At 61.8% G+C, this 19,246-nt stretch carries 18 protein-coding genes; 16 read left to right on the plus strand and 2 right to left on the minus strand.

Features of this window, described 5'->3' with window-relative positions:
* The first annotated feature begins 21 nt into the window (after positions 1–21).
* The 4 genes from NJD74_RS14350 to NJD74_RS14365 all read left to right on the plus strand — a co-directional run bounded on the left by NJD74_RS14350 (position 22) and on the right by NJD74_RS14365 (position 4,667).
* Positions 22–2,481, plus strand: coding sequence for a heavy metal translocating P-type ATPase (locus NJD74_RS14350; protein ID WP_319624431.1), 2,460 nt, complete (start codon positions 22–24; stop codon positions 2,479–2,481).
* A 1-nt stretch (position 2,482) separates the two neighbouring features.
* On the plus strand, positions 2,483–3,196 hold the full coding sequence (locus NJD74_RS14355) for a response regulator transcription factor (protein ID WP_313171990.1): 714 nt from the start codon (positions 2,483–2,485) through the stop codon (positions 3,194–3,196).
* A gap of 82 nt (positions 3,197–3,278) precedes the next feature.
* A complete protein-coding gene (locus tag NJD74_RS14360; RefSeq protein ID WP_017354992.1) occupies positions 3,279–4,001 on the plus strand; it encodes a hypothetical protein in 723 nt (240 codons plus the stop codon).
* A gap of 387 nt (positions 4,002–4,388) precedes the next feature.
* Positions 4,389–4,667 carry a hypothetical protein gene (locus NJD74_RS14365; protein ID WP_027080079.1) on the plus strand — a complete coding sequence of 93 codons (279 nt, stop codon included), beginning with the start codon at positions 4,389–4,391 and terminating at the stop codon, positions 4,665–4,667.
* Between the two features lie 12 nt (positions 4,668–4,679).
* Here the strand turns inward: NJD74_RS14365 and NJD74_RS14370 are convergent, their stop codons facing one another.
* Together NJD74_RS14370 and NJD74_RS14375 are read right to left on the minus strand one after the other, a co-directional pair.
* Positions 4,680–5,777 carry a UvrD-helicase domain-containing protein gene (locus NJD74_RS14370; RefSeq protein WP_313171987.1) on the minus strand — a complete coding sequence of 366 codons (1,098 nt, stop codon included), beginning with the start codon at positions 5,775–5,777 and terminating at the stop codon, positions 4,680–4,682.
* On the minus strand, positions 5,755–7,335 hold the full coding sequence (locus NJD74_RS14375) for an AAA family ATPase (RefSeq protein ID WP_319624432.1): 1,581 nt from the start codon (positions 7,333–7,335) through the stop codon (positions 5,755–5,757). The genes NJD74_RS14370 and NJD74_RS14375 overlap by 23 nt, the downstream gene beginning before the upstream one ends.
* A 272-nt stretch (positions 7,336–7,607) precedes the next feature.
* Here NJD74_RS14375 and NJD74_RS14380 point away from each other — a divergent pair, with 272 nt between their 5' ends.
* The 12 genes from NJD74_RS14380 to NJD74_RS14435 all read left to right on the plus strand — a co-directional run bounded on the left by NJD74_RS14380 (position 7,608) and on the right by NJD74_RS14435 (position 19,186).
* Positions 7,608–8,648 (plus strand): DNA-binding protein, encoded by a 1,041-nt coding sequence (locus tag NJD74_RS14380; protein WP_017354988.1) that lies wholly within the window; start codon positions 7,608–7,610, stop codon positions 8,646–8,648.
* 73 nt (positions 8,649–8,721) lie between these two features.
* Positions 8,722–9,075 (plus strand): helix-turn-helix transcriptional regulator, encoded by a 354-nt coding sequence (locus NJD74_RS14385; RefSeq protein WP_126941175.1) that lies wholly within the window; start codon positions 8,722–8,724, stop codon positions 9,073–9,075.
* A gap of 174 nt (positions 9,076–9,249) precedes the next feature.
* Entirely contained in the window at positions 9,250–9,669 is a 420-nt protein-coding gene (locus NJD74_RS14390; protein ID WP_126941173.1) for a CopL family metal-binding regulatory protein, read from the plus strand.
* 115 nt (positions 9,670–9,784) lie between these two features.
* Complete coding sequence (locus NJD74_RS14395) at positions 9,785–11,656, plus strand: copper resistance system multicopper oxidase (RefSeq protein WP_319624433.1); 1,872 nt, start codon at positions 9,785–9,787, stop codon at positions 11,654–11,656.
* Positions 11,653–12,924 (plus strand): copper resistance protein B, encoded by a 1,272-nt coding sequence (locus NJD74_RS14400; RefSeq protein ID WP_319624434.1) that lies wholly within the window; start codon positions 11,653–11,655, stop codon positions 12,922–12,924. Before NJD74_RS14395 ends, NJD74_RS14400 begins: the two co-directional genes overlap by 4 nt.
* Before the next feature lie 12 nt (positions 12,925–12,936).
* A complete protein-coding gene (locus NJD74_RS14405) occupies positions 12,937–13,707 on the plus strand; it encodes a cytochrome c (RefSeq protein ID WP_012480216.1) in 771 nt (256 codons plus the stop codon).
* Between the two features lie 19 nt (positions 13,708–13,726).
* The gene (locus NJD74_RS14410) at positions 13,727–14,236 is read left to right on the plus strand and encodes a nuclear transport factor 2 family protein (protein WP_012480215.1); all 510 of its coding nucleotides are present in this window, start codon (positions 13,727–13,729) and stop codon (positions 14,234–14,236) included.
* 173 nt (positions 14,237–14,409) lie between these two features.
* Positions 14,410–14,775 carry a DUF411 domain-containing protein gene (locus NJD74_RS14415; RefSeq protein WP_019184727.1) on the plus strand — a complete coding sequence of 122 codons (366 nt, stop codon included), beginning with the start codon at positions 14,410–14,412 and terminating at the stop codon, positions 14,773–14,775.
* Between the two features lie 70 nt (positions 14,776–14,845).
* A complete protein-coding gene (locus tag NJD74_RS14420) occupies positions 14,846–15,196 on the plus strand; it encodes a four-helix bundle copper-binding protein (protein ID WP_012480213.1) in 351 nt (116 codons plus the stop codon).
* A gap of 178 nt (positions 15,197–15,374) precedes the next feature.
* Complete coding sequence (copC, locus tag NJD74_RS14425) at positions 15,375–15,758, plus strand: copper homeostasis periplasmic binding protein CopC (RefSeq protein WP_005413416.1); 384 nt, start codon at positions 15,375–15,377, stop codon at positions 15,756–15,758.
* Between the two features lie 10 nt (positions 15,759–15,768).
* The gene (copD, locus tag NJD74_RS14430; RefSeq protein ID WP_319624435.1) at positions 15,769–16,698 is read left to right on the plus strand and encodes a copper homeostasis membrane protein CopD; all 930 of its coding nucleotides are present in this window, start codon (positions 15,769–15,771) and stop codon (positions 16,696–16,698) included.
* A gap of 61 nt (positions 16,699–16,759) precedes the next feature.
* Positions 16,760–19,186, plus strand: coding sequence for a heavy metal translocating P-type ATPase (locus NJD74_RS14435; protein ID WP_082746427.1), 2,427 nt, complete (start codon positions 16,760–16,762; stop codon positions 19,184–19,186).
* Positions 19,187–19,246 lie beyond the last annotated feature (60 nt).

Genomic DNA, 19,246 nt, shown 5'->3' on the forward strand with positions numbered 1-19,246 from the left:
TTATGACGTTGGAGGGAACACATGAACCTGACCACAGAAGTCGAATTGCCGGTCGTACTCCCAGGCGTTTCTCGCGACGATAACTGCGTCCAAAGGCTGGTGGACGGGCTTCAGGAAATGGACGGAATATCACGCGTGCACGTGCGCGGTGGTAGCGATGGGGCTTGCGGAACACTTTGCATTCATTACGCGCCCGAGCTCATCTCGCTTCAACGAGTGCGAGAGGTGGCGTCGTCCATGGGTGTCAAGCTGGGTGAGCGGTATGGTCACCTCTCCTTGGAACTGGGTTCAGCAGTTCACGCCCGGAAAGCACGAACAATTGCAGGGCAACTACAGGCTTTGCCGGGGGTCATTGAAGCCACCACCAGCCCGACTGGCGGCGTGAGCCTCGAATACGATCAAACCAAGACAAGCGAGACGGAGCTGAGAGCAGAGCTCCACGCGCTGGGTGTAGGGCAAGGCGCATCCGGTCCGAAGGAAGACCTGAAAGATCAGCACGAAGGTCACGAACACAAGGACGGACAAGACCATGGTCATTCCCACGGGGGCGTATTGGGTGGCAATAGCGAGCTGATCTTCTCACTTGCCTGTGGCCTGCTCCTGATCCTGGGATTTGCGATTGAAAAGCTCGGCTTGCTCCAAACGCCATGGATTCCTACCGCATTTTACGTAGCTGCCTACCTTTTTGGCGGCTGGTTCACGCTTGGCGAAGCGATTGAGAACGTCAAGCTGAAGCGTTTTGAAATCGATACTCTGATGCTGGTTGCAGCGGTAGGTGCGGCAGCGCTGGGCGCATGGGCCGAAGGCGCCTTGCTTCTGTTCCTCTTCAGTCTAGGTCATGCCCTTGAACACTACGCGATGGGCCGGGCTAAGCGCGCGATTGAAGCTCTTGCAAAGCTTGCCCCAGAAACCGCCAGGGTGCTGAGGGATGGGCAGGTCGTGGAAGTCAAGGTTGAATCGTTGATACCTGGAGATGTGGTGGTTGTTCGTCCCAATGATCGGATGCCGGCAGACGGATTCGTCGTCAAAGGCACTAGCAGCGTTGACCAAGCCCCTGTCACCGGGGAAAGCATTCCGGTAGATAAGTTGCAAGTCACTGACCCTGCTCAGGCACGGGGTCGGCCTGATTCGGTGGGAATGGAGTCCCGCGTCTTCGCCGGCACTATCAATGGCTCCGGCGTCCTAGAGGTCGAAGTCACGCGTCGATCAGGCGAATCGGCACTGGCCCGCGTAGTCAAGATGGTGAGCGAAGCCGAAACCAGGAAATCGCCAACGCAGCGCTTCACAGACAAGTTTGAGAGGGTATTCGTTCCCGCTGTTCTGATCTTGGCCGTGCTGTTACTTTTCTCATGGATCGTGATCGATGAGCCATTCCGCGACAGCTTCTATCGAGCGATGGCGGTACTTGTAGCGGCAAGCCCTTGCGCACTGGCAATCGCGACTCCAAGCGCGGTTCTAGCGGGAATTGCCCGAGCTGCGCGAGGTGGCGTACTCATCAAGGGTGGCGCACCACTGGAGGAGCTGGGCATGGTCCGCGCCATCGCGTTCGACAAGACTGGAACGCTCACTGAAGGCAAGCCGCGAATTACCGACATCAAAGTGATGCAGGGAACGGCAGAGCAGGAACTGCTTCACGTTGCCGTCGCCGTCGAGGCTTTAAGTGACCACCCTTTGGCCGCAGCTATCGTTCGAGATGGTAATACTCGCCTGGGCGATGGACCGGTCATGGTAGCGACAGACCTCGCTAACTTCGCTGGAAGAGGCGTTCAGGCGAAGGTGAACGGCATTGACGTGTGGATAGGAAAGGCAGAAATGTTCGGTAACGACGGCATTGGCGCTCTATCCGCGGGTGCGGAGTCTGCCATTGAGGAGCTCCGTAACGCCGGCAGAACCACGATGGCCGTTCGCCTAGGTGATCGCGACCTAGGTGTCATCGGCCTTATGGATACGCCCCGGCCAGAGGCGCGTGAAGCCCTGGACAAGCTAAGGCGCTTGGGCATCCAACGAATGATCATGATCTCTGGCGACCACCAGACTGTAGCTCAAGCCGTGGCAACGGACGTGGGTCTAAACGAGGCATGGGGAAATCTCATGCCTGACGACAAGGTGAAGGCAATACGTCAGTTGAAGGAGACGGAGCGAGTGGCAATGGTCGGCGACGGTGTGAATGACGCACCCGCAATGGCTAGTGCCAGCGTCGGAATTGCAATGGGTGCCGCCTCTTCGGACGTAGCGCTGGAGACTGCCGACGTCGCGCTTATGTCTGAGGATTTGAGACAGGTTGCATTCTCTGTAGCGCTTAGTCGACGCACGAAACGGGTGATCCGTCAGAACGTGTATGTGAGCCTGGGCGTCGTAGCGTTGTTGGTTCCTGCGACCATCCTAGGTCTTGGCATTGGACCGGCTGTGGCAGTGCATGAAGGTTCAACCTTGTTGGTTGTATTCAATGCGCTGAGGCTCCTTGGCTTCCGTCAGTCGTGACATGCGAATTCTAGTGATTGAGCGCGATCGAGAAGTCGCTTTGAAGATTCTGGCCTACTTCGAGGCCCGAGGGCATCAGCTTGATACCATCGGGGACGGCATCGCCGGCCTTCACTTTGCGGCGTCCAATGGTTACGACGCAGTCATTCTTGATTGGATGCTTCCTCGCATGGAAGGCCCGGAGGTTCTGAGAAGGCTGCGGTTGAATCACGGTGTTTCAGTTCCCGTTGTGATGTTGGCTGCAAAGGTTGCGCTCTCGGACAAAATCATCGCTTTCCGCTCCGGTGCAGATGACTATGTGACCAAGCCTTTTGAGCTCCCGGAGCTCGAAGTTCGCCTAGAGGCGTTGGTTTCCCGTACGGAGGGACGCGTAACAAGGAGGCGACTGCTGATCGGAGAGCTCACGTTGGACCTGAGTACGTTGGAGGCCACACGGGCTGGAAAACGACTGCATCTGTACCCAGCTTGCAGGAAGCTCCTTGAAGCGCTGATGCGGGCAAGTCCTGCCGCTGTGACCAGGCGGCAGCTTGAGCACACTCTCTGGGGTGACGACCTGCCCGACGGGGATCTTCTGCGATCACAGATGTCCAGCCTGCGGCGAAGCATTGATGGTCCGTTTGAGGAAAAGATGATCCAGACGCTGCCGCGGGTTGGGTATCGACTGATACCGCCATCAAGGCCTATGCCCCCCCCCCGGGGAAGGGAGGCCCTATGACGGTGAGGCGTAGACATGGCTGCAGAGCCGTCAGTGCAGACCTTGAGCGCCTGACTATTTGTCCACGTATTCTGATCAGAGTATGACCATGTGGAAGCCAGCCGCACTCCCAATTGGCGCGTTCTTGGCCGCAGCGATTTGGGGCGCAGCGGCCATGGTGCCCTTCGCGCCGGCATCAGAAGAGATGATGTTTTGGATACCGGTGTCGATTGCGCTAACGAGTGCGGCTGCTGCATTGGTAGTTGCGATGATGCAAGACATCATTCTGGTCGCGGTAAAGAGATGGCCACTGTTCGTGAAATTCTATCCAACCCTCTGCTTGGAGCCACTCCCCTTTGCATTCCTTCCAATCGTGCTGTCACTCGCCGGAATTGCGGAGTTCGGTCCAGCGATGCTGAGTGCAGCTCTATTGCTGATTGGCTTCTCGTTTGCGGAGACTCTCTTCGCCGCCGCCCTCCACAGAGCCCGGGCGACGCCGACCGCGGTTGTGATCTCGATGCAGTGCGCTGCTCTGGTGTTTGCAGTTTACATGTACAAGAAAGGCATCCAAGCGAACGTCAGTGACATCAGTTGGCCGTGGTTCGCATCGTCTGTCACTGCCATGAGTCTATTCTCCTTCCTAGTCGGAAGGTATTGGGCCAACCTGCTTCGTGATGCTGAGGTGGGGTTCTCTCCCTTACTGAAGTGGGTTCTGGTCACCTTCATAGCTGAAGGATCTACTAGTGAATGGAGCCGGTGGAGATTGAAGCAACCTATTAAGCAACGCAGACCACCGGGGCTTCGGTCCAAGCCTCGCAGAAAATAGGATCCGATCAACCAATCCAAATCATGGAGGCTAATTCTTGACAACTGCGAGCGCGACAAATATGACGCAAGGGCGGATGGGACCACCCGTCGTCAGTCTCGCTCTGTGAGAGTTGGCGCATCGAGATCACGTTTGTGGAGGTCTTCTACGGGCCGGAAGCAATACCCCGAGGTAGGTCCGTGGTGGCGACTTCTGGTTTCAATGCGCCCAAAGCCCACCGGAGCCTCAAAGATGCGGGCTCAGGGTTGCAGCGGTCGCTGGCGACAGTCGTCATCGGCCGGAGCCTGTCCCCCGCCTACCAACCTTGCTGGCAAGGCCGGTGTTTTTTGATTGCAAGATTCAGACCTATCCCGCCTGACAATCACATTCCCTGGAGTCACCGCCAACATGAATGAAGCCGAGCTGGAACAAGTGCGTACGGCGATGTTTACCGACCCCGGCGTGAAAGCGGTGGATGACCTGCGCCTAGTCCCCGCCAAAGAGCGCGGTCGTGCGATCGCGGCCACCATCACCGTCGCTGCGCCCTCGGTCGACCTGGACCTGGTGCATGCGGTGATCGCCCGCGTGCTGGCCGATCAATTTGACATCGATCAGGTCATGCTGTGCTTCAACGACCCGGGTCCGGTGCCACCACAGCCCACCGCGGCGCCCTTGAAGAAAATGTGATCGCCCGTGGCTCTATGCGTCTGCGTTGGCAGGCGCATAGAGCTGATAACCCGGCAACGCGCACGCGCCGGCATACACAAAGGCCACGCTTTGCCGCGCCCGGGTGAAGGCCACGTAGTACTTTGGTGGCGCGGTGATACGCGCTGCATCTGCCGTGCGCAGGTACTGTGTCAGCGGGCCGTTCGGAAAGATGAGGACCCGGCTGTAGGTGCGGCCCTTGCACTGCCCAAAGTTCACGGCCGGTAGTCCGTCGCACGCTTGCCGCCGGTCATGCCGGAGCACGGTGGGCGCAAACTCCTGCATGTACGCTTCAACATCCGCTGGAGCGACGAGGTAGATGCCATCGTGCCCGGTGACCTCGCCATTGCCTGATTGGGTTCGCGGCATCTGCGGATAGAGCGTGTCCGCCATATCGCACAGGGCCTGGACGCAGCGAAGGCTGATGAGGCGGTGATCCAGCTGGCATAAGCCGTCCGCCTCCCAAATCTGAAACAGCGCTGCCAGATTGGGTCCACGATACTGGCTGTGCCTTTGAGCATAGTTGGTGGCATACGTCGCCTGCCGCGTATCACCCACCAACGTGATGGCAATGCCGCTCTTCAACAGCCGCTCGACCAGATCCAGATCAAAGCCGGCGAGGTCCTGAACTTCGTCGATGTAGAGCTCGTCGTACATGGCCGCCAGGCGTGCCATGACCTGACCTTGGGTCAGCTCATCGCAGCGCACAGCGAAATCGGCCGCCCGGTCCGAATACATCCGGTTGCCTGCCAAGTAGTGGCGCGCCACCTGGGTGCGTGGGGCCCTGTTATTGGTGACACCTTCTACGAACAGGATGGTCTCGATGCGAGGCTCAGGGCAAAGCGCTGCCTGGTACGGGCGGATGCACTGGCACAGCAGGAAGCCATACCAGCTGTGCAAAGTGACATGCACGGGGACCGCACCGGCGTGGACCTCAAACGTGCGCCGGATCTCTTCTAGATTCTCCAGCGTGTAGGTGACAATCGCGATGCGACGCCCAGGCCGCTCCAGGGCCTGCCGGACCAGCAAGGTGGTCTTGCCCGAGCCGGCCGCCGAAAGCAGGACCCGGTTAGGTGATGGCGCGCTGGACATAGTCCGGGAACCTGATCGAGTGCGGGCTGTTGAAGATCGCCAGGGCCGTATCGGTCTTATGGCCCTTCATGTACTTGAGCAGCGCCACCTCATCGGCAAACGTCTTGCCCAGCACGGTATTGAGTTCGGCCAGCGAGTTGGCTTTGATCAGCTGCTCTTCCAGCGACGGGGCGCTCTCATCGGAATCGTAGTAGATGGCGTTGGGATAGTCGGCGTAGCGTTCCTGCACAACCGCGATGTCGCCGTCGTTGTCGGTGATCACCTTGGCCTGAATTCTCAGCCGATCTGCAATCTGCAAGAAGCGCTTGAATGCCAACGACTTGACCGAAATGATGTCTACGCCATGAGCCATCGGCGCCACGCCATGGTGGTCGCTGTAGGCGCGCTGCACGATCAGCTCGTCGGAAGGGCCTTCCACCAGGATCGCCTGCTTGGCCAGGATCAACCGCAGCGTGTCGTGGCCCGGCAGCTTCATGAAATAGTCATGGGTATCGCTCGGCAGCTGGTCCAGCTTCATCTGGCCCTGCGCGCTGAACAGGATCACGTTGTCCACGCCCAGCTTATTCAACACGAAGCTGCTGTGGGTGGCGATGATCACCTGCTGGGCGGTGGAGAGGGCCGCAATCTTGTCGATCAGCTGGGTCATGCTGGAATAGGACAGATGGTTCTCCGGCTCCTCGATCAGCAGCACGTGGGCAGCGCCGGCCGCGTGCATCGCCAGCTTCATCTTCACCGCGCTTTGCTCACCCTTGCCGGCCTGGGTGAACGGGAGCTCATCCAGGTAAGGTGACAAGCTGGTTTCCCATGTTGAGCGCGGCGATGTGTCCACACCCACCGTCAGCGCCCGGTGGCTGATGTCCCCGGTGTGCTCGGTCAGGTACGCATTGATGGCCGCCACGTCCGCCTCTTCGGAAAAACTCTGCCGCATGCGGCGGAAGCTCAACGACAGCGAGACGCGCTGCGCAGGCGTCAGTGCCTGATCGATGATGCTGGCGATATAGCGATCGGCACCGGACAAGGTCTTGATGCCGTGAGTGTCGATGATGGTCGAGTCGAACGGAATGCTGCGAGCGGTGACGCCATTGTTGGCGAAGGAATACCAGCGCACCGTGTAGTACTCCACCGGCAGGCTGACCGCACCCTGGTGCTGCTGCAGGTAGGCGTTGAACTCCTCGCGGTAGTCGTCGTTGAGCTCGACCAGCAGCCGGATGCCGGCGGTATCCAAGCGCAGGGAGTTGTTGGTGCCGCGCAACGACGCCAGCGCGACATCTGCGCCCAGATAGGCTTCGATGGAGATCCGTGGCGGCGAAGCCGGCGTGCCTGCAGCAAGGGTCGCCAGATATTCCTGCACCGCGGGCTGGTGGAACAGGTAGGGCGTGAGCTCGTAGGCGAGATTGCGCCCATGCAGTTGCCCGGTGACCACCGCGTGGATGGCCTCCAGCAGGGTGGACTTACCGACCTCGTTGTCGCCCACCACCAGGTTCATGTGGGCGTTGAGGGGCAGGTCCAGATGGCGAAACGACTTGAAATTGTCGATGACGATACGTTCGATCGGCATGCACAGTCCTTTGATGGCCAACGAGTTCGGTGGCGGCGCCTGCTTGCACCCCGGCTGGCCTCCTTTCCGCTCTGGGCCATACTACCCAGCGATCGCCAGCCTTGTGCGGTTTCGTACTGTTTTTACATCTTGAAATGGCCGAAACGCCGGTTACGCGGGATAATTCCATATTATCCCGCCTTTAAATACGACCCGTACTCGGCGAGTAGTGTAACTTGAGTGGTATGTAATTACGTGGTATGTAATACATTACGAAATAGTCGGAGAGTGCAATGGCACGCGGCGGCTTGTACAAGAGCGACATCCAGAAGGCCCGCGATGCGCTGCGGGCACAGGGCAAACACCCGTCGGTGGACGCGGTGCGGGTGGCGCTGGGCAACACCGGCTCCAAGACAACCATTCACCGCTACCTGAAGGAGCTGGAAGAAGATGAAGGGCAAGGCCTTGGCGCCAAGGTCGCGGTCAGCGACGCGCTACAGGACCTGGTCGGTCGGCTTGCCGGTCGCCTACACGAGGAGGCCGAGGCTGTAATCGCCGAGGCCCGGCAGCGCTTCGAAGCGCACTTGCAGGAGCGTAGCGAGGCGCTGGAACGCACCCAGCAGGAGGCGTCCACGCTGAGCGCGCAGCTTCAGCGCATTGAAACTGCCTTACGCGAAGAAAAGACGACCCACGCCGCAGCCCAGCAGGCCTTGGCCGAACGGGTCACCGAGGTCGCGCAGCTCGGCGAACGGATCGCGGGACTGACCGCGCGGCTGGCGGAGCACGAGGCGCATGCCCAGTCGCTGGAGCAGAAGCACCAGCATGCTCGCGAGGCGTTGGAGCACTACCGCACCTCGGTCAAGGACCAACGCGAACAGGAACAGCGCCGCCACGAGCACCAGGTGCAGGAACTGCAGGTCGCGCTGCGCCAGGCCAACGAGGCGCTGACCGCCAAGAACCACGAACTGGTTCAGCTCAACCGCGACAACGGGCAGTGGCTGGAACGCCACAGCCGCCTAGAGAGGGAACTGGCGCAGGTGCGGCAAGCTGCGGACGACCAGCGGAAGGAGCTGGACGCGCTGCGGCTTACGGCTGCGGAGTACCAGGCCTTGCTGGCACGCTGGACCCAGGACGCCCAAGCGTTGGAGAGCGCACGGGTCAAGCTGGCCAATGCTCACGCCGACTTGGCCAAGGAGCGAGAACGGCGTGAACAAGCCGAGGCCGAAGCGTTGCGTGCCGGTGTGCGCCAGGACACCTTGGAGCAGTTGCTGGCGCAGTTGCGGCCCGATCGCGCCGACAGTTCAGGTACCAACAAAAATCCGGCAACCAAATGATTTCACGGAAGAAATCAAATTCTGGGGGGCATTTTTGCACGTATCTCGGCTTAACCCCACATCCGCCATCCTTATGGGGTTTCCATGGGGGGGGGGGCGCGTGACTTTGTCCGTCGACTCAACACCGACCTTCGCTCGACGCCTCCAACAAGCCCGCCTGCACACGGGTTTGTCGCAGAAGGAGTTGGGCATCCGGGCCGGTCTGGATCCTTACGTGGCCAGCCCCCGAGTCAACCAGTACGAACGTGGCAAGCACGAGCCCAAGCTGGAGACTGCTGAGCGGTTGGCCCAAGCGTTGGGGATCCCCGCCGCCTTCCTTTACACCGACGATGATCTGCTGGCCAAGTTGCTCCTGCGCTGGGGCTCGCTAAGCAAGCAGCAGAAGCGGGAGTTGGTGAAGCTGATCGAGGCCACACCCGAAAAGTAAACCGAACAAGCGCTAGCCCTATGGGCAACCCTTCGCCTCAACCCGCCCATTGGGCGCTCCTGGAGGGAGCTGCAGTGGCCGTGACTAGTGCGACTGACAAGTGGCGGCATCTCAGGCCTACTTGAGATTTTGTTCACGACCGATACACACGCGCCTTGTCTAAAGTGATTTACAATGTCGCCCGTGTCAGCCTCCTCACTTCTACTGCGACTGCTCCTGATCGTCATGCTCGTGCTTAACGGCGCGTGGTCGGCATTTGCGTCGATCAGTATGAACCCGGCCATGGAAGCGCAGGCCAGCGAAGTGGCTGCCGCGGTGCAAGGCGAAGAAGACTGCGTCGCCCATCACAGTGCTGAGAATCATCCCGATGCCACCTCGATTGAAAGGGCTGGCACTGGGCATGGCGACCATGCCGGTCCCGACTGTTGCAAGTCTTCTGCGTGCCGGTGCGCCTGCGTACACGCGTGCGCGAGCGCACTTCCGGCGCGCCTGCATGTTTCGGTGCAACTGGCCTTGGGCCTGGATGTCATGCCGCTGCCCCTAGGGCATGCGGCACCTGCCTTGCCTCATCTGATCCGACCACCGATCGGCTAAGCGTCCCTAAGCGCCGCAATGGCGCCGTTGGTGTGGCTTGCATGCCTATTTATAGGCCAGCCGCCCGCTCTGTACCACCGCCCGCCGGTGGCAACACGACGCTTGGAGCATTTTCATGTCGCATGATGATTTTCGTGGTCCACACGGTGGACCGCCGCTGCTACCTTCGCGGCGGCGATTTGTCCAGGGCTTGGCCTTGGGAGGCGCAGTCGCAGGATTAGGTTTCTGGCCCAAAGCCAGTTGGGCGCTCAAGGGCCCGGGACAACCCAACGTACTATCGGGCACCGAGTTTGACCTAACCATCGGCGAGACGCCGATGAACTTCACCGGCAAGACCCGCACCGCGATCACAGTCAATGGGTCCGTTCCGGCGCCGTTGCTGCGGTGGCGGGAAGGCACCACGGTCAGCCTCCGTGTCTCTAATGCATTGCCGGCCAACTCCCTCCATGGCACGGACACTTCCATCCATTGGCACGGCATCATTCTGCCGGCCAACATGGACGGCGTGCCGGGCCTGAGCTTTGACGGTATCGGACGTGGTGAGACCTACCACTATCGGTTCACCCTGCATCAGGGCGGCACCTACTGGTACCACAGCCACTCAGGATTCCAGGAACAAGCCGGGCTTTATGGGCCGATCGTGATCGATCCACTGGAGCCAGAGCCTTTCAGCTTCGATCGCGACTACGTCGTGATGCTGAGCGATTGGACAGACCTGGACCCGACGGCCCTGTTCGATCGTTTGAAGAAGATGCCGGGCCATGACAACTATTACAAGCGCACGGTCGGCGATTTTGCGCGCGATGTGAAGCGCTACGGTCTGTCGGCCACGTTGGAAGATCGCAAGATGTGGGGCGTGATGCGGATGACGCCCACGGATCTGTCCGACGTCAACGCCAACACCTACACCTACTTGATGAACGGCACGACCTCACTGGGCAACTGGACCGGTTTGTTCCGCAGTGGCGAGAAGGTGCGCCTGCGTTTCATCAATGGCTCTGCCATGACGTACTTCGATGTGCGTATTCCGGGACTGAAGATGACCGTGGTGGCGGCAGATGGCTTGTATGTCCATCCGGTTTCCGTCGACGAGTTCCGCATTGCAGTAGCAGAAACCTTCGATGTGATCGTGGAGCCCTCCGGGCAGGACGCATTCACCATCTTTGCCCAGGACTCCGGTCGCACCGGCTACGTCAGCGGCACGCTCGCCGTGCGCGAAGGATTACGCGCGCCCGTTCCGTCTATAGATCCCCGGCCGCTGCTGACGATGGCAGACATGGGCATGGATCATGGATCGATGGATATGTCTGGCGGCAGCAAGGGCATGGAAGGCGCCTGTGGTGCGGCCATGGGCATGCCTGGCATGACCCCACCTGCCAGCGGTAACGCGACCTCGGCCCATGCAGGCCATGCGATGCCCGCCGCCGGCGATGGTGCCATGGCAGGCATGCAGCACGGGGGCATGCAATCACACCCTGCCAGCGAGACCAACAATCCCCTGTTGGACAACCAAGCCATGAGCGTGAGTTCGCGCTTGGATGATCCTGGCAATGGCCTGCGCGATAACGGCCGTCATGTGCTGACGTATTCCATGCTCAAGAGCACCTTTGAAGACCCTGACGGACGCGACCCCGGTCGCGAGATCGAGCTGCATCTGACCGGACACATGGAGAAATTCTCCTGGGGTTTCAACGGTCAGAAGTTTTCCGATGTCGAGCCGCTGCGGCTGAACTACGGCGAGCGTATGCGCATCGTATTGGTCAACGACACGATGATGACCCATCCCATCCATTTGCACGGCATGTGGAGTGACGTGGAGGACGACAACGGCAACTTCATGGTGCGCAAGCACACGGTGGATATGCCGCCGGGTAGCCGACGCACGTATCGCGTGCGTGCCGATGCGTTGGGCAGCTGGGCGTTCCATTGCCACCTGCTTTATCACATGGAAGCCGGAATGATGCGCACGGTGAGGGTCGACGAATGAACATCAATAGACGCGATACCACCCTGACTGCGCTGACGCTGGCTATCTCGCTGGCCCTGGCCAATGCGGCCAGCGCCCAATCCATGCAGCACGGCTCCATGCCGATGGAGCAGGGCGCGCAGACCCAGACTCAGGATCACTCTGCACAACAGGCGCCGACATCAAAACCTGCGCCAGCCCAAAAGCCTGCAACACCGGCCAAGACGAGCGAAGCGACGATCGATCATGCGACGATGGGCCACGCCGCGCCGCAGGCTAAAGCAGCCGAGCCTGCCATGCAGGGCATGGACCATTCGCAGATGGGGCATGGCTCGCCCGCGAGCACACCTGCGGCGCCCACAGCACAGGCGCAGTCGATGCAGGGCATGGATCACAGTCAGATGGCACAGCCCGCTGCAGCCAACACCTCTGGTACGGCCACGCCTGCGATGCAGGGAATGGACCATTCGCAGATGGGCCATGATTCGCCCGCGCCCGCTACACCAAAAGCGGGAATGCAATCGATGGAGGACATGGACCACAATCAGATGGGGCACGGGCCTGCAGCGCCAACGCAGCCGCGCACCCCGATTCCCGCGGTGACGGACGCGGATCGCAAGGTGGCCATCGCGCCGGAACACGCGCATCCGGTGCATGACAACTCGATCAAGAGCTACGTGCTGCTCAATCGCCTGGAAACCTGGGATGCCGATCCGGGCACCGGGTTGGGCTGGGAGGGCCAAGGCTGGATCGGTACGGACCTCAATCGCGTCTGGCTCCGCAGTGAAGGCGAACGCACGGATGGTCAGACCGAGTCGGCTGATCTGGAAGTGCTTTACGGCCGCAGTATCTCCACGTGGTGGGATGTGGTGGCCGGTGTGCGTCACGACTTCAAGCCTGGGGCATCGCAGAACTTCGCCGCTATCGGTGTACAGGGCTTGGCGCCGATGAAGTTCGAAGTGTCCGCCACAGCCTATCTCGGCGAAGGGGGCCAGACTGCCGCCAATGTCGAGGCCGAGTACGAATTGCTGCTAACCAACCGGCTGATCTTGCAGCCGCTGGTGGAAGTCACCGCCTATGGCAAGAACGATCCATTGCGCGGGATAGGTTCGGGTCTGAGTACCGCTGAGGCGGGGCTACGACTTCGTTATGAGTTCACCCGAAAGTTCGCTCCCTACATCGGCGTGGTGTACGAGCGCGCTTTTGGCAATACCGCAGACATGCGACGCGAGCATGGCGAGTCCTTTGAAGACACGCGCTTGGTCATCGGCCTTCGTACCTGGTTCTAAGGGGAACTGACAATGAAATCCAACAAAAAGATGTGGGTATGGCTCGGTGCCGGCGTGGCATTGGTTGCGGTGGTCGCAACCGCCACGGTCTCTCTGGGCGTGTACAACGTGGCCGCCGACGATCCGCATAGTCGCCCGGTGTATGCGCTACTTGAAACGGCGCGCGAGCGTTCCATTGAGGTGCGCGCCGCCAAGCTTCAGCTACCCACGAACCTGGATGATCCTGAGCGTATCCGCCAGGGTGCGGGCAACTACAACGCCATGTGCGTGACCTGCCATCTTTCACCAGACGCGGCGGCCACCGAGATGAGCAAGGGCCTGTACCCCGCGCCACCGAACCTAAGCAAACAGCCGGTCGCTCCAGCTGAGGCGTTCTGGGTGATCAAGCACGGCATCAAGGCCAGCGGCATGCCCGCTTGGGGCGGCAGCATGGACGATGAGTTCATATGGAACATGTCGGCCTTCCTGCAGAAGTTGCCCACGCTGGACGCGACTGCGTACAAGGAACTTGTCGACAGCAGCGAGGGCCATTCGCATGGCGGCGGCGAGACGCAAGGCCACCATGACGACGAAAAGGCCGAGGATCACCCTGCCCTATTCGAGCCGGGCAACAACTCCATGCCGCATGCGCACCCGCCGGGCGTGGACGACGATCACCACGGCCCGACACCCAGCGACACGGAAGTCGGGTTGGTGAGCCACGGCCATCCCGACGGCAAGGTGGAGTCGCACCCTGCACCACACACGCCCGTGGCCGATGACGGCCATGCGCACACCCATTGATCTCCTTGGAGCCCACGCAATGAACGCAACAGCAATCTCGTTCACCCTCGCACTGGCACTGGCCGTCGTGTCCCCCGCAATGGCGCAGGCGACACAGCCGCACGCACATCACCCCGCTGCCGCGGCATCTGCGGACGTCGACGTCCCAGTCACTGCAGAGGCCGCGGTCGCCGTAGCGGAGCGTTTCAACAGGGCCCTGTCTAGCGGCGATCTGGCCACGGTCGAAGCCCTGCTCGCTGCCGACGTTCTCATCCTCGAGTCCGGGGGCGCCGAACGCAGCCGCGAGGAATACATGGGCCATCACGCAGTCAGCGATGCGGCGTTCCTCAAGGGCGCCCATCGCCAGCTGCTCCGTCAGCGCGCACGAGCCGCTGGCGAGTTCGCGTGGGTCGGAACCGAAAGCGAGTTGCATGCCCAGAAGGACGGCCAGCCACTGACCGTCCAGAGCGCCGAGACGATGGTGCTGAAGGAGACCGCGGACGGCTGGCGGATCGTCCACATCCACTGGTCCTCGCGGACCAAGCGCTGAGTCGAGAGATTGAAATGACTACGCTCACATTGCACCGTCTGACTTTTGTGGTCCTTGCCGTGGCTGGTCTGGGTGCTTGCACCCAGGATGCTTCATCCGCGCAACCCACAACCTCGCCCTCCGCACAGGTTGTCGTCCAATCAGCCGACGCGACTCCAGCAGCCCTGCCACGCATGACCGTCCACAAGACCCCGACCTGCGGGTGCTGCGGTGTCTGGATCGACCACGTGCAGAAGGCGGGATTCACCGTGGATGTGCACGACATGGATGACCTGGGTCTGGTCAAGGAGCGGTTGGGTGTCCCCTATGCAAAGGGCTCCTGCCACACGGCCGAGATCGGCGGATACGTCATCGAAGGCCACGTTCCGGCCGCGGACATCAAGCGTCTCCTCGAAGAAAAGCCGAACGCACGCGGCCTGGTCCTCCCAGGGATGCCGCTTGGTTCTCCGGGCATGGAGGTCCCGGAGGGACGCCAGCAGCCGTTCACGGTCGAGCTGATCCATCGCGACGGAACCACTGAACCGTTCGCACAGCACTGATCCGTCGCAGCAACAGGGGACGGTGTTGCGGGCGCGCCGATTCTCGCCCGCGAGGAAGAAGGAGAACTACATGACTCACCATTCCGCAGCACACCGGCCCCAGGCCATGAACGAGTGCATCGACAACTGCACGCAATGCCATGCGATCTGCCTGGAGACCATCAACTACTGCCTGACCAAAGGAGGTGTTCACGCGGCCCCGGAGCACATCGCCCTGTTGGCGACGTGTGCCGATACCTGCGCAACCAGTGCCGACGCGATGCTGCGCGGTGCCAGCGTTCACGACGTGGTTTGCGGTGCCTGCGCGGAGATCTGCCGCCAGTGCGCCGATGCATGCGACGCCATGAACGACCCTGAGATGACGCGCTGCGCCGAAGTTTGTCGCCGCTGCGCGGAAAGCTGCAGCGCCATGGCAGCGTAATGCGTCGAGGATCCCGCCTGAGCCGGTGGGATCCTCGTCTCGCGAAAGCGGAAGTATCAAGAAAATCCGACAAATCGTGGTTTCGGTGACAGTCCGACATCTAACGCTTGTCGCATCGAACACAGCGCGGCCCCTCCCGAACGGGCTTTGCATCACATTCCAATGAGGATTTATCCATATGAAGTCGTCCAACGTCATTCGCTCCTTCGCGCTCGTCCTCGCAATCGCGGCCGGGCAGTTTTCGCTGCAGGTCGCGCACGCCCACGCCGCGCTGCAGCAGTCCACACCGGCGGCAAATGCGGTGGTGGCCTCGCCAGGCCAGATCGATCTCGTGTTCAACGAGACATTGATTCCGCGGGCGTCGCGTCTCAAGTTGCTCATGAAGCACGGCAGTTCCACCATGCCGATCGAGAATTTCACGACCGAGATCGTCAACAACGGCAAGACCCTGCGTGCCAAGTTGCCTGGACCGCTGGCTCCGGGCGTCTATACCGTGGAATACCGCGCCGTCGGTGGTGACAACCACCCCATGCCGGGCAGCTTCAGCTTCACGGTGCGCTGAGGAGTCGCGAATGTTCGACCTGTCGGCTTATGCACTGAGATTCCTGGAATACCTTGTCATCATGGTTCTTTTCGGGGTTCCACTCTTCGGTTGGTACGGGTCGCGTCGATCGGCACTCGCCGACGCCTTGGCCGGGTGGTCACTCATGGGCGTTCTATTGGCGGGTGCCGTAGCCGGTCTCGTGCTCACCGGGCTCGATGTCGTCTTCAAGACCGCGGGCATCATGGGAATGCCGCTTGCCGAGGTTGATCGCGCATCGCTTGGCTGGTATCTGCTCGAGACGTCCGCGGGCCGGGCAGCCATGGCGAGAGGCGCGCTGCTGGTCGCCCTGATGTTCGTGCTCGGATGGCATCGTCGCCGCGGGAAGGTGGAGACCGCCTTCCCGCTGGGGGCGATGCTGGCGGGCGGCGCACTCGCTTCGCTGGCATGGAACGGCCACGCCGCCGCTGGCGAGGGCTTGGCAGGCGCGGTCCGGCTTGCTGCAGGCATCGTCCATCTTCTCGCGGCAGGCGGCTGGATCGCAGCGGTCCTGATGTTCCTTGCCATGCTGCTGCGCGGCAAAGAGACGAACGGCAGCGGGCGTCTGCGATCAACGCATGACTTTCTGCATGGTTTTTCGACGCTGGGAACGATCTTCGTTGGTGCGCTCATCGTGTCCGGCATCGCGGACTACGGGGATCTCAACGCGTGGTCGTTTTCGGCCCTGTTCCAGAGCACCTACGGGAAGTTGCTGCTGTTCAAACTGGCCCTGTTCGCTGGAATGCTGGGTTTGGGAGCGCTGCACCGATGGACGCTGGTGCCGCGCTTGGAACGAGCGCTGACCAGCGGAGATCCCGCGCAGGAGGTGCGGGCTTTGCGGCAGAGTGTTACGGCTGAGGCCGCGCTGGCCATCTTGATCCTGATTGTTGTTTCAGTGCTCGGGACGCTCAGCCCCGAATAGCTGTGTAACCCGCAATGGCACACTGCCTTGGCAGTCCATCCCCACTAAAGCGAGCATCGGCATGAACTCACCGTCGTCCCATGACCATCACCATTCTGCAGGCGCAGCCCCTGTCGAGGCTGCGGATGGACGGGTCACCGATCCGGTCTGTGGCATGCAGGTCGATCCCGCCACGACGCAGCATCATGCGACCCACGCCGACACACCTTTCCACTTCTGCTCGGAGCGATGCCGCGCGAAGTTCGTGGCCGATCCGGAGCGCTATCTGACGCCCCAGGACGAACCCGAGGTGGCACAGCCCGGCGCCATCTACACCTGCCCGATGCACCCGGAAGTCCGGCAACAAGGTCCAGGCAACTGTCCCTTCTGCGGCATGGCGCTGGAGCCGGAAATGCCGAGCCTGGAGGACGATGACAATCCGGAACTTCGCGACTTCTCGCGCCGGTTCTGGTGGACGCTTCCGCTGACTGTGGTGACGCTCGTGCTGGCCATGTTCGGCCAGTACCTCCCGCGTGTCGTGCTGGGCGACGTGCAGATCCTGCCGTTGTCGATCGACGTGCAGACCTGGGTCGAGCTGGTCTTGACCACACCAGTCGTGCTGTGGGCCGGCTGGCCGTTCTTCGAGCGCTGCGTGCAGTCGATCCGCAACCGCAGCCCGAACATGTTCACCCTCATCGGGATTGGCGTTGCGGCCGCCTTTGGCTACAGCCTGGTCGCCACGCTGGCACCCGGCTTGTTCCCACCGTCGTTTACCGAACATGGGCGCGTCGGCGTGTATTACGAGGCGGCGGCGGTGATCGTGTCGCTGACGCTGCTCGGCCAGATGCTGGAGCTACGGGCGCGTTCGAAAACGTCCGCGGCAATCAAGGGCCTGCTTGGTCTGGCGCCCAAAGAAGCCCGGCGGGTCAATGCCGACGGCACCGAGGAAGACATCCCGCTAACCCACGTGCATGTCGGCGACCACCTGCGCGTGCGACCCGGCGAAAAGTTGCCGGTGGATGGCGAAGTGGTGGAAGGCCGCTCCAGGGTCGACGAGTCGATGCTCACCGGCGAGCCGATCCCGGTCGAGAAAACTACTGGCGATCAGGTCATCGGCGCGACCCAGAACGGCACCGGCGCGCTGGTGATCCGCGCCGCCAAGGTGGGTTCCGACACTGTGCTGTCGCAGATCGTGCAGCTGGTCGCGCAGGCGCAGCGCGCTCGCGCGCCGATGCAGCGGATGGCCGATACCGTCGCCTACTGGTTCGTGCTCGCGGTCCTGGCGATCGCGGTGGCCACCTTCTTCATCTGGGGCTTCTTCGGCCCGGAGCCGGCCTGGACCTTTGCCATCCTGAACGCGGTTTCGGTGTTGATCATCGCCTGCCCCTGCGCGCTGGGTCTGGCCACGCCGATGTCGATCATGGTCGCCACCGGCAAGGCGGCACAGGTGGGCGTGTTGTTCCGCGATGCCGAGGCCATCGAGCACATGCGCCGCATCGATACCCTCATCGTCGACAAGACCGGCACCCTCACCGAAGGACGCCCCGCGTTCAAGGAAGTCGTGGCCTTCGAGGGCTTCGACGCCGACCAGGTGCTGCACCTGGCGGCCAGCCTGGACCAGGGCAGCGAGCATCCGCTGGCCGATGCCATCGTGGCCGAGGCCCGACGCCGGAACTTCGAGTTCGACCGCGTGGAGGACTTCGACTCGGTGACCGGCATGGGTGTGCGCGGAACCGTCGCCGGTCGCGCGCTTGCGCTGGGCAATACCGCCCTCATGGATGATCTGGGCGCCGATCCCGGTGCGCATGTCGACGTCGCCGAGCGTCTGCGCCGCGAGGGTGCGAGCGCCATGTTCCTCGCCGTGGACGGTCGCCTGGCGGGTCTGATCGCGGTCGCAGACCCGATCAAGGCGTCGGCCGCGGCCGCCATCAATGAGCTGCACGCCGCCGGGCTGCGCATCATCATGGCCACCGGCGACGGGCTCACCACCGCACGGGCTGTGGCCACAGAGTTGGGCCTGGACGAAGTGCATGGCGAGGTCCGCCCCGAGGACAAGGCCGAACTGGTGCAGCGCCTCAAGCGCGAAGGCCGGCGGGTGGCGATGGCGGGCGACGGCATCAACGACGCGCCGGCGCTGGCCGCCGCCGACGTCGGCATTGCCATGGGTACTGGCACCGACGTCGCGATGTCGAGCGCGCAGATCACCCTGGTCAAGGGCGACCTGCGCGGCATCCTGCGCGCCCGGAAGATCTCTCAGGCCACCGTGGCCAACATGAAGCAGAACCTCACCTTCGCGTTCGTCTACAACGCGCTCGGGGTTCCGCTCGCGGCCGGGGTGCTCTACCCCGCGTTCGGGATCCTACTGAGTCCGATGGTCGCGGCGCTCGCCATGAGCGTGAGCTCGGTGTCGGTGGTGGCCAACGCGCTTCGCCTGGCCAAGTCGGTGGCAGTCCCAGCGGCAGCGAAGACGACCGAGCCGGACCGGGCCCCCGGACTGACCAGCGGTTGATTTGGATCAACTACACCCTCCTTGGCAAGGGGTAAGCTGCGGTCATGGCCCGCCTTCGCC

Source organism: Stenotrophomonas sp. RG-453, from assembly GCF_033843685.1.
Lineage (GTDB): Bacteria > Pseudomonadota > Gammaproteobacteria > Xanthomonadales > Xanthomonadaceae > Stenotrophomonas > Stenotrophomonas bentonitica_A.